We start from the raw sequence: 13,079 nt of genomic DNA, 5'->3' as shown, positions 1-13,079 counted from the left end.
CCTTATGCAAGTAATCAAACGTAATGGAGAAGTTGCAGACTTTGATCCAGATAAAATCTACCAAGCTGTTCTAAAAGCGGCTCAGACTGTTTATGTTTTGACAGATGACCTACGTCAAAACCTAGCTCAAGTCACTAAAAAAGTAGTCTTGGATTTGGAAGAAGCAAAAGTAGAACGTGCGACCATTAGCATGATCCAATCAATGGTTGAAAATCGTTTGTTGGGGGCAGGATATATCACCATCGCAGAACACTACATTTCTTACCGCTTACAACGCGATTTGGAGAGAAGTGGTTACGGAGACCATATCGCAGTCCACCTGCATTTTGAACAAATTCGTTAAGAAAAAGAGTGGGATGAAAAACATCTCACTCTTTCTTAAATCTATTTTTCTGAGCTGTTTGTACAGTTGAAGGGACGAAACGAAGTCTTTTGATATCAGTGATTCGGATGATACGTGTCACATTTTTTGTAAAATTTTTGACAATAATCTGCTGACGGCTGCTATCATATTTGATAATATCACCTGTAAAACTTGTCTCAGCAAGTATGACATGAACAGCCGTTTTTTTCTGGATGGCCTGTTCAATTGTAGCAATGAGGGAGTCGTTTTCAGAATAATCTCGTTCATCATGTCCACTGAGAAAGTCTTGTATCTTATCTAAGACTTGCTTGAATGTATATCTCATAGGCATCTCCCCTCTTATATAACCATATTATATAAAATTTTCCTAAAATCCACAAGATTTTACGAATAGACTAGAGAAAGCATATCACGTAAAGGAGTTAAAATGGCAGAATTTACATTTGAAATCGAAGAACACTTACTGACCTTGTCCGAAAATGAAAAAGGATGGACCAAGGAATTAAACCGAGTCAGCTTTAATGGCGCTCCAGCAAAGTTTGATATTCGAACTTGGAGCCCTGATCATACCAAGATGGGAAAAGGAATCACCCTTACAAACGAAGAATTTCAGGTAATGGTGGATGCTTTTAAAGGAAATCAATAAAAGGATATTGAGTTTTTGACTCAGTATCCTTTTTGGGTTAAATTGAGAAGTATGCTTGTCCCCTAAGTCGTTGTAATAGTGGACGACCAATGAAGCTAATCGCAATGATTTTACCAAGATCAGGGAGGATAAAGGGGAGGACTCCAACAGCGAGTGCTTTGTCAAGTGGCATACCAGCAAGGAAGTGGAGGCTGAGAATACCTCCGACAAAGACGAGTGAATCACCCAAGAGGTTGGCTAGGAAAATGCGGATATAGCCGCTATTTTGATGGATGAGATAAGATGTAAGTCCTGCATAGACAAGGTCAAACCAAAGATAGCCTGAACTTGGACCGACTAAAACGTGAAATCCTGCACCACCCCCTGCAAAGACAGGTAAACCAATGGCACCCAGCAGGAGGTAGAGAGCTACAGAAAGGACAGCTTCTCTAGGTCTAAAAACAGTAGCAATCAGACCGATCGCAAAGTTTTGCAGAGTGAAAGGTACAGGACCGATAGGGAGACTGATTTGTGCCAATACGGCGATGAGTGCAGCACCGATAGCAGGGATAGCATAGATATGAGCTTTTTTCAAAACTGTTAACCTCTTTTCAAAATTATAGTAACTATTATACTAATTCAGGAATAAAAGTCAACCTATTTTTAAAGTATAGGTAACAATTTTGTAACAGCCGATTTTACAAGTATAAAGAGACCACATGGGGTCTCTTTATACGATTAGCGCATGGTTACAAATTCTTCTGAAGAGGTTGGGTGGATAGCTACTGTAGCATCAAAGTCCGCCTTGGTAGCCCCCATCTTGATGGCAACAGCGAATCCTTGAATCATCTCATCCACTCCGTAACCAAGTCCGTGAAGGCCAACAACTTTTTCGTCTGCACCGGCAGTGATGAGTTTGAAGCGAGATTCTTGACGATGGCTTGTAACGGCAGAGTACATAGATGCAAAGCTTGACTTGTAGACTTTGATATTATCTTGGCCGTATTCTTTGATAGCTTGCTCCTCGGTCAAACCAACGGTTCCGATTGCTGGGTGGGAGAAGACAACAGTAGGGATAGTCGTGTAGTCCATCTTGGCATTTGTTTTCCCGTTGAAGAGGCGTTCAGATAGGGTGCGTCCTGCCTTGATGGCTACTGGGGTAAGTTCCTTCTCACCAGTAACGTCTCCAAGGGCGTAGATGCCATCTACAACTGTATTTTGATACTCATCCACTTGGATAAATCCACGTTGGTTGAGTGTGACGCCAGCCTTTTCTAACTCAAGACCGTCTACATTTGGACGTCGCCCGATAGCCCAGATAACTTTGCTTGCAGTGTGACTAGAACCGTCTTCAAAATGAATCGTAATGCCTTGCTCAGTTTCTTCGAGCTTGACGGGTACCTTATGCGTTTGCAAAGGTAAACCTGTTTTTTCCATTTCATTGACAAGACCTTCAACGATGTAGTTGTCAAAAGTGCGCAAGGGACGATCGCGACGCACAAACAAATCAGTTTTTACTCCAAGTGCGTGGAGAACACCAGCTAATTCAACAGCGATATAGCCAGCACCAAGGATTGCAACGGATTCAGGAAGTTGTTCCCAAGCAAAGACATCGTCTGAACTACCACCGAGTTCAGCTCCAGGAATAGTTGGGATGCTTGGACGAGCTCCAGTCGCAATCACGATATGCTTGGCACGAATCAATTCACCATTAACGCTGACTGTGTGGGAATCAACGAAATGAGCACGACCTTCAATCAAATCAACACCGTTGCGCTTGAAACTTCCATCATAAGACGAGCGGGCACGATCGATGTAGGCTTCACGGTTTTGACGAAGTTTTGCAAAATCAAATTGCACATCTGAACTTGTAAAACCATAGTCAGGGCCGTAGTGGTGGAAGCTTTCAGCGATTTGCGCTCCATACCACATGATTTTCTTAGGAACACAGCCAACGTTGACACAAGTTCCACCTAATTTTTTCTCTTCTATAACAGCTGCTTTAGCGCCGTGTTCACCAGCTCGGTTCATAGTGGCGATACCGCCACTCCCTCCACCGATGGCGATGATATCATATTCTCTCATGGAAAACTCCTTATAGTTTTGATAGTCATATTCTATCGTTTTTATTTTTTGAATGCAAAAATCTGCTACGCCCTAAAGAAATAGCAGAAATCACTTGCTAAATATAGAAATAAGGTGTATGATGTTACTAGTACAATTTCGCATAAATCAAATGGAAACAAGGTATGTTTCCTGAATTGTTCTCTTTTCTCTCTGAACAATCATTGTTTAGAGTAGGTAAATTTGCTATAATAGTCTTTGTATTGAAAATAAAATAGGAGTTTTGTGATGAAGGGGAATAAGAAAACTAAAAAATGGCAACTATACACAGCTATTGGTGCTGCAAGTATTATTATAATCAGTGCAGCGGGTATTTTGCTATTTAGACAGCCCTCTCAGGTTGCCAGTAAGGATGACACTTCGCATCTCGTAGTCGCAAAGGAAGGAACAGTTGCCTCCTCTGTTCTCTTATCTGGTACCGTCACCGCAAAAAATGAACAATATGTTTATTTGGATGCAAGTAAGGGTGAGGTAGATGAAATCTTGGTTTCTGTTGGAGATAAGGTTGACAAAGGACAAGCGCTCGTAAAATACAACAGCACAGAAGCGCAGTCTGCTTATGATGCAGCTAACCGTGCCATAGCCAAGGCTGATCGTCGTATCAATGACTTGAAGGAATCACGAAACAACACTCTAGCTGATTCGGAAGAATATGATGATGGAACGCAGGGTTCTTCTGTCTCTTCCATTGATTCTCAAATTAGTGATGCTCGTGATAGTCGTGCTGATGCAGAGGCGCAACTTAAAAAGGCGCAAGCCCAATTGGACGCAACAAAGGTTCTGAGTACGCTAGAAGGTACAGTTGTAGAAGTTAATCGCAATGTATCAAAGTCCACAACTGCTGCAAATCAAGTGATGGTTCATGTAGTAAGTAACGACAATCTACAAGTCAAGGGAGAACTTTCCGAGTACAATCTTGCCAACCTTTCTGTTGGCCAAGAAGTGACCTTCTCTTCTAAAGTTTACCAAGATAAAACTTGGACAGGGAAGATCAGCTTTATTTCAGCTTACCCTAAAAATAGTGGAGAAGGAACGAATGCTATAACTGGGGGGAATACTGGTTCTAAATATCCTTATACGATTGAAGTGACGAGTGAGATTGGTGATTTAAGACCAGGTTTCACCGTTAGTGTTGAGGTTAAAAGTGACAAGAAATCAATCCTCGTACCCTTAACCAGTGTCATTACTGAAGACGGGAAAAACTACGTTTGGGTGGTTGACGAAGAGAATAAGGCTAAGAAGGTTGAAGTTAGCCTAGGAAATGCTGACGCAGAAAACCAAGAGATCACATCTGGTTTGACAGATGGAACCAAAGTCATCAGTAATCCAACGACTTCCTTGGAAGAAGGAAAAGAGGTGAAGGCTGATGAAACAACTAATTAGTCTAAAAAACATCTGCCGGAGTTATCGAAATGGTGAACAGGAGCTGCAGGTCTTGAAAAATATTAATTTGGAGATCGGCGAAGGGGAATTTGTTGCCATTATGGGACCATCTGGTTCGGGTAAATCTACTCTGATGAATACCATCGGAATGCTGGACACCCCAACTAGCGGCGAATACTATCTAGAAGGTCAAGAAGTGGCCCGTCTAGGTGAAAAGCAGTTGGCACAGGTACGTAACCAACAAATTGGCTTTGTCTTTCAACAGTTCTTTCTTTTGTCAAAGATGGATGCTGTTCAAAATGTCGAGTTACCCTTGATTTATGCAGGAGTTCCAGCTGCCCAACGTCGCAAGTTGGCAGAGGAATATCTGAGTAAAGTAGAGTTGACTGATCGTATTCATCACCTTCCTTCGGAGTTGTCTGGCGGTCAAAAACAACGGGTGGCCATTGCGCGTGCTCTTGTTAACGATCCCTCAATCATCCTAGCTGATGAACCGACAGGCGCCTTGGATACGAAAACAGGAAGTCAAATCATGGAACTCTTGGTTGAGTTAAATGAAGAAGGCAAGACTATTATTATGGTAACGCACGAGCCCGAAATTGCAGCCTATGCAAAACGCCAGATTGTAATCCGTGATGGAGTTATTTCGTCTGATAGCGCTCGTTTGGAAGGAAAGGAGAACTAAGATGCAAAATCTGAAATTTGCCTTTTCATCTATTATGGCACACAAGATGCGCTCCTTTTTGACCATGATTGGCATTATTATCGGAGTTTCTTCAGTAGTTGTTATCATGGCTTTAGGGGACTCTATGTCTCGTCAGGTCAATAAAAATATGACAAAATCTCAGAAAAATATTCAGGTATTTTTCTCACCGATTAAAAGTAAGGACGGTTCCTTTACACAAAAGCAATCTGCACTGACACTATCTGGTAAAGAAGAAGATGTTCACGTAGAACCACCTAAAACACAGGAATCGTGGGTTAAGGAAGCTGCCAAACTAAAAGGCGTAGATGGCTATTATGTGACTAATAGTACAAATGTTACTTTGACCTATAAGGATAAAAAGGTAGAGAGAGCAAGTCTGACAGGTGGAAATATGACTTATATGTCTGCTGTAGAAAATAAAATTATTGCAGGTAGGGATCTGAGAGAACAAGACTACCGAGATTTTGCAAGTGTGATTTTGCTAGATGAAGAACTCGCTAAAAGTCTTTTTGACTCGCCTCAGGCAGCACTCAATCAAATCATTTCAGCCAATGGATATAGCTATCGTGTGATTGGTGTTTACTCTAGTCCTGCTGTTAAAAGTGCTAAGATGTTTGGTGTAGGTGGCTTACCGATTACAACCAATGCTTCTGTAGCAGCTAATTTTAATGTAGAGGAAATTTCTAATATTGTCTTTCGTGTGAATGATACGAGTCTAACTCCGACTTTGGGGCCAGAACTCGCACGCAAGATGACAGAAATTGCAGGAGTACAGCAGGGAGAATATCAGGTTGTAGACGAAACCGCCGCTTTTGCAGAGGTTCAGCAAATCTTTGGTTTTATGACCGCTATTATTAGTGCTATCGCAGGAATCTCTCTCTTTGTGGGAGGGACTGGAGTTATGAATATTATGCTGGTTTCTGTAACGGAGCGTACTCGTGAGATTGGTCTTCGTAAAGCATTGGGAGCTACACGGGCTAATATCTTGGTACAGTTTTTGATTGAGTCCATGATTTTGACCTTATTAGGTGGTCTTATCGGACTTGTTAGTGCAGCAGGCTTGACCGCACTAGCAGGAGCCTTGCTAAAAAATATGATGGAAGGAATAGAAATTGGTGTCTCGCTACCGATTGCTCTCTTTAGCTTGGCTGTTTCGGCCAGCGTTGGTATGATCTTTGGGGTCTTACCAGCCAATAAAGCATCTAAGCTTGATCCAATTGAAGCCCTTCGCTATGAATAAGATAGACAAGATGGACATTTGTCTATCTTGTTTTTGTATAGATTTCCCTATCGAAAATCACCGAAAATATGATATAATGAAGTGTTAGAAAAACAGGTTTCATTTGCCTGGAAAGGAAAAATTATGTCTGAAAAGAATTTTTATATTACAACACCGATTTACTATCCATCTGGTAAACTTCATATCGGTTCTGCTTACACAACTATCGCCTGTGATGTCCTAGCACGTTACAAACGCCTCATGGGCTACGATGTCTTTTATCTGACAGGTCTTGACGAGCATGGTCAAAAGATCCAACAGAAAGCAGAAGAAGCTGGTATTACACCACAAGCTTATGTTGACGGGATGGCGGTTGGAGTCAAAGAACTCTGGCAATTACTAGATATCTCATACGATAAATTCATCCGTACGACTGATGATTACCATGAAAAAGTTGTAGCACAGGTCTTTGAACGCTTGCTTGCTCAAGATGATATCTACTTGGGCGAATATTCTGGTTGGTATTCAGTATCAGATGAGGAATTCTTTACAGAAAGCCAGCTTGCAGAAGTTTTCCGTGACGAAGCTGGTAATGTAACTGGCGGTATTGCTCCATCAGGTCACGAGGTCGAATGGGTTTCTGAAGAATCTTATTTCCTTCGCCTCAGCAAATACCAAGACCGTTTGGTTGAATTTTTCAAATCGCATCCAGACTTTATCACTCCTGATGGTCGTCTCAATGAAATGTTGAAAAACTTTATCGAGCCAGGTTTGGAAGATTTAGCAGTTTCTCGTACAACTTTCACATGGGGTGTGCCAGTCCCATCAAATCCAAAACACGTTGTCTATGTTTGGATTGATGCCCTTCTCAACTATGCGACAGCTCTTGGATATGGTCAAGATGATCATGCTAACTTTGACAAATTCTGGAATGGAACAGTTTTCCACATGGTCGGAAAAGACATTCTTCGTTTCCACTCTATCTACTGGCCAATCCTTCTCATGATGTTGGATATGAAGTTGCCTGACCGCTTGATTGCCCACGGTTGGTTTGTCATGAAAGACGGCAAGATGTCTAAGTCTAAAGGGAATGTCGTCTATCCTGAAATGTTGGTAGAGCGTTATGGACTGGATCCGCTTCGTTACTACCTCATGCGTAGCCTTCCAGTCGGTTCAGACGGAACCTTTACTCCCGAGGACTACATAGGCCGTATCAACTATGAATTGGCCAATGACCTAGGAAACCTCCTCAACCGTACGGTTTCCATGATTAACAAGTACTTTGATGGACAAATCCCTGCCTATGTAGAAGGTGTGACAGAATTTGACCATGCTCTTGCTCAAGTAGCTACTGAATCAATTGCTGATTACCATACACACATGGATGCAGTTGACTACCCACGTGCTCTAGAAGCAGTTTGGACGCTTATCTCTCGTACTAACAAATATATTGATGAGACAGCCCCATGGGTCTTGGCTAAGGATGAAGCTCTTCGTGACCAATTGGCAAGTGTCATGAGCCACTTGGCAGCCAGCCTTCGTGTCGTAGCACACTTGATTGAGCCATTTATGATGGAAACCAGTCGCGCAGTCTTGACTCAGCTTGGTCTCGCAGAAGTTACTAGTCTTGAGAACTTGAGCTTGGGGGATTTTCCTGAGGGTGTAACAGTAGTAGCCAAAGGAACACCAATCTTCCCACGTCTGGACATGGAAGAAGAGATTGCCTATATCAAAGAACAAATGGAAGGCAACAAACCAGCAGTCGAAAAAGAATGGAATCCAGATGAAGTTGAACTCAAACTCAACAAGGATGAAATCAAGTTTGAAGACTTTGATAAGGTCGAGATCCGTGTCGCAGAAGTCAAAGAAGTTTCTAAAGTGGAAGGTTCTGACAAGTTGCTCCAATTCCGCCTCGATGCAGGTGATGGCGAAGACCGTCAAATCCTATCAGGAATTTCCAAATACTATCCAAACGAACAAGAATTGGTCGGCAAGAAGGTCCAAATCGTTGCCAACCTCAAACCACGCAAGATGATGAAAAAATATGTCAGCCAAGGAATGATCCTCTCAGCTGAACATGAAGGCAAGTTAACCCTTCTCACAGTTGATCCAGCTGTACCAAACGGAAGTGTGATTGGCTAATAGCAAAAAAACCAACGTTAGACACGTTGGTTTTTCTTGTTATGTACGAGATTTTCTAAGAAGTGGTCCATCTCCTTTTGCGACTTGAGGACAATTACTTTCTCAGGGTAGGTTTCTTGAACCCGTTGATAGCGTTCTTTAGCATTCTTTGTCCGCCCATCCCAGAGAATCCATCTGATAAAATCCCAGTCAAAGCGTTCAGGACAGCCTGCTGCCATACTTTCTCTGACCTTGCCTCGGTATGTGAGATACCGTTTAAAGGCTCGAAAGAGACAAGTCCATGGGGAAAAGTTGAGAAAGATGATTTGGTCAGCTTCCAGCATTCTTTCTTCATAGCAACACCAAGAGTAGTTGCCGTCGATGACCCAAGCTTCGTGCTTTGTGAGAAAGTTTTTCATCTCAGTCAACATCCATTCGCGGTCACTGTCTTGCCAACCAGGTTGAAATTGGAGTGTGTCCATATGCAGTTTGGGGATGGAGTAGTAGTTTGAAAACTTTTCAGCTAGAGTTGACTTGCCTGCTCCAGAATATCCTATGATTGCGATTTTCATTTTCTACCTTTTCTGATTAGAGGACAAAAAAACAGCCTCTATGGACTGTTTCTTATTTAGCAAGTTTAGCTGAAAGACGAGCTTTATCGCGGCTTGCTTTGTTTTTATGAATCAAACCTTTAGTTTCTGCTTTGTCGATAGCTGAGCTAGCAGCACGGAAAAGTTCTTCAGAAGGGTTTGCTTCGAAAGCTTTGATAGCAGTACGCATAGCTGATTTTTGAGCTGAGTTTTTTTCGTTTTGTTTAACGTTCAATTCAGCGCGTTTGATAGCTGATTTAATGTTTGCCAATGTTCTTACCTCCATATTTACTAACTATACCATTATATATGAAAACTTAGGTTTTGACAAGGGGAAATTATTTTTTTAGGTAAATTTCATCGATTTCATGGTTTTTGGTCTTGTGTAGAATGACCTCGGCGCGATTCCTTGTCGGTTCGATATAGTTTTGTAGATTTGTGAGATTAATACTGGTCCAAACTTGATGTGCAAAGGCTTCAACTTCTCCAATTGGCATCTGCGTAAAGCGGTGGTAGTAGCTGTTGGGATCATTTTGGGCAAAGCTGAGAAGTTTTAAGAAACGATCCAGATACCAACTTTCAATGTCCTCGACAGTAGCATCCACATAGATGGAGAAATCAAAGAAATCAGTAATGTAAAGGCGCTCATTTTGAGGGTTTTGAAAGACATTGATGCCTTCGACAATGACAAAATCAGCAGCTTTGACACGTTGTTTCTCTCCAGGAACGATGTCATACACTTCATGAGAATAGACAGGAATATCGACATCTTGCCCATTCTTTAGGCGGTCAAGAAAATTCAGCAAGGTTTCCATATCATAACTTTCAGGAAAACCTTTGCGATTTAAGATATCTTGGTCTATCAAGGTTTGATTGGGATAGAGAAAACCGTCAGTTGTCACCAATTCTACAGTAGCATCTGGGAGAGTGCGTGATAGTAGAATCTGAATCAAGCGACTAGTAGTAGATTTCCCCACAGCAACACTACCAGAAACCCCAATGATAAAAGGCTGAGATTTACTTTCGCGTTGAAGAAAAATTCCTTTTGAAAATGCCAAATCATCCTTAGTGCGCTTGTAAATATGGATAAGATGGACAAGGGGAAGATAGACGTCTGTTACGTCCTGCAGACTAATCTGGTCATTGAAACTCTTGATGGATTCTAACTCTTCCTCTGTCAAGGGAGGGGTTGTTTTGCGATGCAATGATTGCCAAGTCTGGCGACTGATTTTTTCAAAATGTAAAAATTCGTTGGTCATTTGTTTTCCCCTAGATATTTTGTTTATCATACCATAAAAAGCTAAAAAGATAAAGCGGTTTCTTGATGGTAGTAAGTCAATATCGTATAATAGAGGTAGATGGAGGTTGAATAATTTAATGATGAGATAGGGAATGGTTTCTGAAGACTTATCAGTTATTGAAAGTGGGCTTTTTGGTTTACAACTTATTGGAGGTGTGTCATGAAAATCTTAAAACGTTATATATTGGAACTCTGTTTTATTTTAAGTTTTGCCTTACCTTTTATAAGGGGAGCGAATGCGGATAATGGTAGACGCTTTGTGGAAATCTATTACGGTTTTACTTTTTTGATGGAACATGCCATTGTAACAGTTGTCTTTATCTGTTCGCTCTTGATTGCTTGGCTAGTAAAAAAGCAGTGGACGAAATGGCTTGCTGCTGGTAGTTATCTATTTTTGATTTTGTGGATTGCTACAGAAGGATATCTATTCCGTATGTCACTAGAAGATTTGATACGACTTTGGACAAGTTTGGAAATCTTGACACAAACTTATCAGTTGGGTTTTTATCTAAACATCATATTGGGAATCTTGTTGATAATAAAGTATTTTAAGGTTAAGAAATAGTGATAAAAATGCGCCTGATTACAGACGAACTGTTTTTTCCTGACTATGATGATTTGTAGTTCCCGATAGATTGTAATGTATTTCTAATAATTGAAAGAGATTGAAGAAAAGGTTTTTTGAATAGGATTCTTCAGTCTTTTTCATTTGATCATCACTTTGTAAACGATTTACAATTCAAGCTAAATTATGGTAAAATAGTTTTATGAGTAAAATGTATTATGCAGAAAATCCTGATGCTGCTCACGACATTCATGAGTTGAGAGTGGAGTTGTTGGGAGAAAACATGACCTTTTTGACGGATGCGGGTGTTTTTAGCAAGAAAATGGTTGACTTTGGGAGTCAGCTTTTATTGAAGTGTCTAGACGTTAACAAAGGAGAGACGGTCCTTGATGTGGGTTGTGGTTATGGGCCATTGGGCTTGTCATTGGTCAAGGCTTATGGAGTTCAGGCAACCATGGTCGATATCAATAATCGTGCCTTGGACCTAGCGCGACAAAATGCTGAACGTAATAAAGTAGAAGCGACGATTTTCCAATCCAATATCTATGAACAAGTTGAAGGGAAGTTTGACCATGTTATTTCCAATCCGCCGATTCGAGCGGGTAAACAAGTTGTTCATGAGATTATCGAAAAGAGCAGGGATTTTCTAGAAGACGGTGGTGACTTAACGATTGTCATTCAGAAAAAACAGGGGGCTCCTAGTGCTAAAGCTAAGATGGAAGACGTTTTTGGAAATTGTGAAATCGTAAAGAAAGACAAGGGATATTATATCCTTAGAAGTGTGAAAGAATGAGAGCAGTTGATGTAATCCAAAAGAAACGAGATGGTCAAGAACTGACTGCAGCTGAAATCAAATGGTTGGTAGAAGGCTATGTGGCTGGAACTGTTCCAGATTATCAAATGTCTGCTTTTGCTATGGCTGTTTATTTTAAAGGAATGACCACACGTGAGATTTCTGACCTGACGATGAATATGGTCAAGACAGGTCAGGAGTTTGACTTGTCAGCTATTGATGGGGTTAAAGTTGATAAGCATTCGACTGGTGGTGTAGGTGATAAGGTGACCTTAATCTTGGCTCCCCTTGTTGCGAGTTTCGGTGTGCCCGTTGCTAAAATGAGTGGTCGAGGTCTCGGCCATACTGGTGGGACAATTGATAAATTGGAGTCCATTAAGGGCTATCAAGTCGAGCGAAGTCAAGAAGATTTTATTCGTCAGGTACAGGATATTGGTGTATCTGTCATTGGGCAGTCCGATCAGCTGGTTAAAGCAGATAAACTTCTCTATGCCCTCCGTGATGTGACAGCAACTGTCGACACGATTCCTTTGATTGCTAGTTCGGTGATGAGCAAGAAAATCGCTGCAGGAGCGGATGCCATTTTGCTAGATGTAACGGTCGGTGAGGGTGCCTTCATGAAGACTGTTGATGAGGCGCGCGAATTGGCTCAAACCATGGTGGATCTTGGTAAGGCTGTTGGTCGAAAGACAGTAGCAGTCATTACCGATATGAGTCAGCCCTTGGGAAGAGCCATTGGCAATCGTCTCGAAATCCTTGAGGCAATCGAGATTCTTCAAGGAAAAGGCCGAGAAGATATTAGTCACTTTATCTGTGAATTGGCTCAGATTTTGCTTGGATTGGCTGATGTTGAGAAAACGATCGAGGAAATCCGTCAACATCTTGAAAATGGCCAAGCACTGGCTAAGTTTGAAGAAATGGTAGCAGCTCAAGGCGGTGATTTAGAAGACCTCTATCGCCCAGTCAAGGTTACTCATGTGGTGGAAATTCCAGCTCAAGATACAGGTGTTATTTCAGCTCTTCCAGCTATGGAATTTGGGCTCTATGCCATGAGACTAGGAGCTGGTCGTGCAGTCAAGTCTGATGACCTGGACTATGAAACAGGGATTGTTTTTGAAAAGAAAGTTGGAGACTCCGTTCAAAAAGGAGAAATTGTTGCAAAAGTTTATACAAATGGAAAAATTTCTTCTGAACTAGTTACAGAATTTCAAAAATATGTTAAAATAAATGATGGAGTGCAAAGTTTACGAGAAATTATAGAAATTATCTCATAAAACCAGGGAGAATCC

Annotated in this window: 15 protein-coding genes; 9 read left to right on the top strand and 6 right to left on the bottom strand. The window is 41.4% G+C overall.

The features are described from left to right. The first annotated feature begins 4 nt into the window (after positions 1-4). The gene (locus I6G42_RS08005; RefSeq protein ID WP_001196053.1) at positions 5-343 is read left to right on the top strand and encodes an ATP cone domain-containing protein; all 339 of its coding nucleotides are present in this window, start codon (positions 5-7) and stop codon (positions 341-343) included. Between the two features lie 25 nt (positions 344-368). Here the strand turns inward: I6G42_RS08005 and I6G42_RS08000 are convergent, their stop codons facing one another. Then, positions 369-689 (bottom strand): hypothetical protein, encoded by a 321-nt coding sequence (locus tag I6G42_RS08000; RefSeq protein ID WP_038805661.1) that lies wholly within the window; start codon positions 687-689, stop codon positions 369-371. A 102-nt stretch (positions 690-791) separates the two neighbouring features. Here I6G42_RS08000 and I6G42_RS07995 point away from each other — a divergent pair, with 102 nt between their 5' ends. Beyond that, a complete protein-coding gene (locus I6G42_RS07995; RefSeq protein WP_000807436.1) occupies positions 792-1,010 on the top strand; it encodes a YdbC family protein in 219 nt (72 codons plus the stop codon). A 37-nt stretch (positions 1,011-1,047) separates the two neighbouring features. Here I6G42_RS07995 and I6G42_RS07990 read toward each other — a convergent pair whose 3' ends face one another. Then, the gene (locus I6G42_RS07990) at positions 1,048-1,584 is read right to left on the bottom strand and encodes a biotin transporter BioY (protein ID WP_038805421.1); all 537 of its coding nucleotides are present in this window, start codon (positions 1,582-1,584) and stop codon (positions 1,048-1,050) included. A 143-nt stretch (positions 1,585-1,727) separates the two neighbouring features. Then, complete coding sequence (gor, locus tag I6G42_RS07985; protein ID WP_038805420.1) at positions 1,728-3,074, bottom strand: glutathione-disulfide reductase; 1,347 nt, start codon at positions 3,072-3,074, stop codon at positions 1,728-1,730. Between the two features lie 267 nt (positions 3,075-3,341). Between gor and I6G42_RS07980 the strand changes: the two genes are divergently transcribed. From I6G42_RS07980 to metG, 4 genes are all read left to right on the top strand, one after another. Then, on the top strand, positions 3,342-4,496 hold the full coding sequence (locus I6G42_RS07980; protein ID WP_068981920.1) for an efflux RND transporter periplasmic adaptor subunit: 1,155 nt from the start codon (positions 3,342-3,344) through the stop codon (positions 4,494-4,496). Beyond that, the gene (locus tag I6G42_RS07975; protein WP_000811477.1) at positions 4,480-5,181 is read left to right on the top strand and encodes an ABC transporter ATP-binding protein; all 702 of its coding nucleotides are present in this window, start codon (positions 4,480-4,482) and stop codon (positions 5,179-5,181) included. The genes I6G42_RS07980 and I6G42_RS07975 overlap by 17 nt, the downstream gene beginning before the upstream one ends. A 1-nt stretch (position 5,182) precedes the next feature. Then, positions 5,183-6,442 carry an ABC transporter permease gene (locus I6G42_RS07970; RefSeq protein WP_038805418.1) on the top strand — a complete coding sequence of 420 codons (1,260 nt, stop codon included), beginning with the start codon at positions 5,183-5,185 and terminating at the stop codon, positions 6,440-6,442. Positions 6,443-6,565: 123 nt separating this feature from the next. Beyond that, on the top strand, positions 6,566-8,563 hold the full coding sequence (gene metG / locus I6G42_RS07965) for a methionine--tRNA ligase (RefSeq protein WP_038805417.1): 1,998 nt from the start codon (positions 6,566-6,568) through the stop codon (positions 8,561-8,563). Positions 8,564-8,580: 17 nt separating this feature from the next. Here the strand turns inward: metG and I6G42_RS07960 are convergent, their stop codons facing one another. From I6G42_RS07960 to coaA, 3 genes are all read right to left on the bottom strand, one after another. Then, entirely contained in the window at positions 8,581-9,114 is a 534-nt protein-coding gene (locus I6G42_RS07960; RefSeq protein WP_038805416.1) for a DNA topology modulation protein, read from the bottom strand. 52 nt (positions 9,115-9,166) lie between these two features. Continuing rightward, complete coding sequence (gene rpsT, locus I6G42_RS07955) at positions 9,167-9,403, bottom strand: 30S ribosomal protein S20 (protein WP_001274000.1); 237 nt, start codon at positions 9,401-9,403, stop codon at positions 9,167-9,169. A gap of 67 nt (positions 9,404-9,470) precedes the next feature. After that, entirely contained in the window at positions 9,471-10,391 is a 921-nt protein-coding gene (gene coaA, locus I6G42_RS07950; protein ID WP_038805415.1) for a type I pantothenate kinase, read from the bottom strand. 201 nt (positions 10,392-10,592) lie between these two features. Here coaA and I6G42_RS07945 point away from each other — a divergent pair, with 201 nt between their 5' ends. From I6G42_RS07945 to I6G42_RS07935, 3 genes are all read left to right on the top strand, one after another. Beyond that, positions 10,593-10,997 carry a hypothetical protein gene (locus I6G42_RS07945; protein ID WP_038805414.1) on the top strand — a complete coding sequence of 135 codons (405 nt, stop codon included), beginning with the start codon at positions 10,593-10,595 and terminating at the stop codon, positions 10,995-10,997. Between the two features lie 202 nt (positions 10,998-11,199). Then, positions 11,200-11,790: a class I SAM-dependent methyltransferase gene (locus I6G42_RS07940; protein WP_152417927.1), complete on the top strand. Its 591-nt coding sequence runs from the start codon at positions 11,200-11,202 to the stop codon at positions 11,788-11,790. Further along, positions 11,787-13,064 carry a pyrimidine-nucleoside phosphorylase gene (locus I6G42_RS07935; protein WP_038805412.1) on the top strand — a complete coding sequence of 426 codons (1,278 nt, stop codon included), beginning with the start codon at positions 11,787-11,789 and terminating at the stop codon, positions 13,062-13,064. The genes I6G42_RS07940 and I6G42_RS07935 overlap by 4 nt, the downstream gene beginning before the upstream one ends. Positions 13,065-13,079 lie beyond the last annotated feature (15 nt).

The sequence above is a fragment of the Streptococcus oralis genome, assembly GCF_016028255.1.
GTDB classification, from domain to species: domain Bacteria; phylum Bacillota; class Bacilli; order Lactobacillales; family Streptococcaceae; genus Streptococcus; species Streptococcus oralis_AC.
The sequence above is the reverse complement of the archived record's forward strand: the minus strand, read 5'-3'. Positions and strand labels throughout refer to the sequence as shown.

Coding starts and splice junctions, on each gene's coding strand:
- I6G42_RS08005 (WP_001196053.1), top strand. CDS start 5: ATGCAAGTAATCAAACGTAATGGAGAAGTTGCAGACTTTGATCCAGAT.
- I6G42_RS08000 (WP_038805661.1), bottom strand. CDS start 689: ATGAGATATACATTCAAGCAAGTCTTAGATAAGATACAAGACTTTCTC.
- I6G42_RS07995 (WP_000807436.1), top strand. CDS start 792: ATGGCAGAATTTACATTTGAAATCGAAGAACACTTACTGACCTTGTCC.
- gor (WP_038805420.1), bottom strand. CDS start 3,074: ATGAGAGAATATGATATCATCGCCATCGGTGGAGGGAGTGGCGGTATC.
- I6G42_RS07980 (WP_068981920.1), top strand. CDS start 3,342: ATGAAGGGGAATAAGAAAACTAAAAAATGGCAACTATACACAGCTATT.
- I6G42_RS07975 (WP_000811477.1), top strand. CDS start 4,480: ATGAAACAACTAATTAGTCTAAAAAACATCTGCCGGAGTTATCGAAAT.
- I6G42_RS07970 (WP_038805418.1), top strand. CDS start 5,183: ATGCAAAATCTGAAATTTGCCTTTTCATCTATTATGGCACACAAGATG.
- metG (WP_038805417.1), top strand. CDS start 6,566: ATGTCTGAAAAGAATTTTTATATTACAACACCGATTTACTATCCATCT.
- I6G42_RS07960 (WP_038805416.1), bottom strand. CDS start 9,114: ATGAAAATCGCAATCATAGGATATTCTGGAGCAGGCAAGTCAACTCTA.
- coaA (WP_038805415.1), bottom strand. CDS start 10,391: ATGACCAACGAATTTTTACATTTTGAAAAAATCAGTCGCCAGACTTGG.
- I6G42_RS07945 (WP_038805414.1), top strand. CDS start 10,593: ATGAAAATCTTAAAACGTTATATATTGGAACTCTGTTTTATTTTAAGT.
- I6G42_RS07940 (WP_152417927.1), top strand. CDS start 11,200: ATGAGTAAAATGTATTATGCAGAAAATCCTGATGCTGCTCACGACATT.
- I6G42_RS07935 (WP_038805412.1), top strand. CDS start 11,787: ATGAGAGCAGTTGATGTAATCCAAAAGAAACGAGATGGTCAAGAACTG.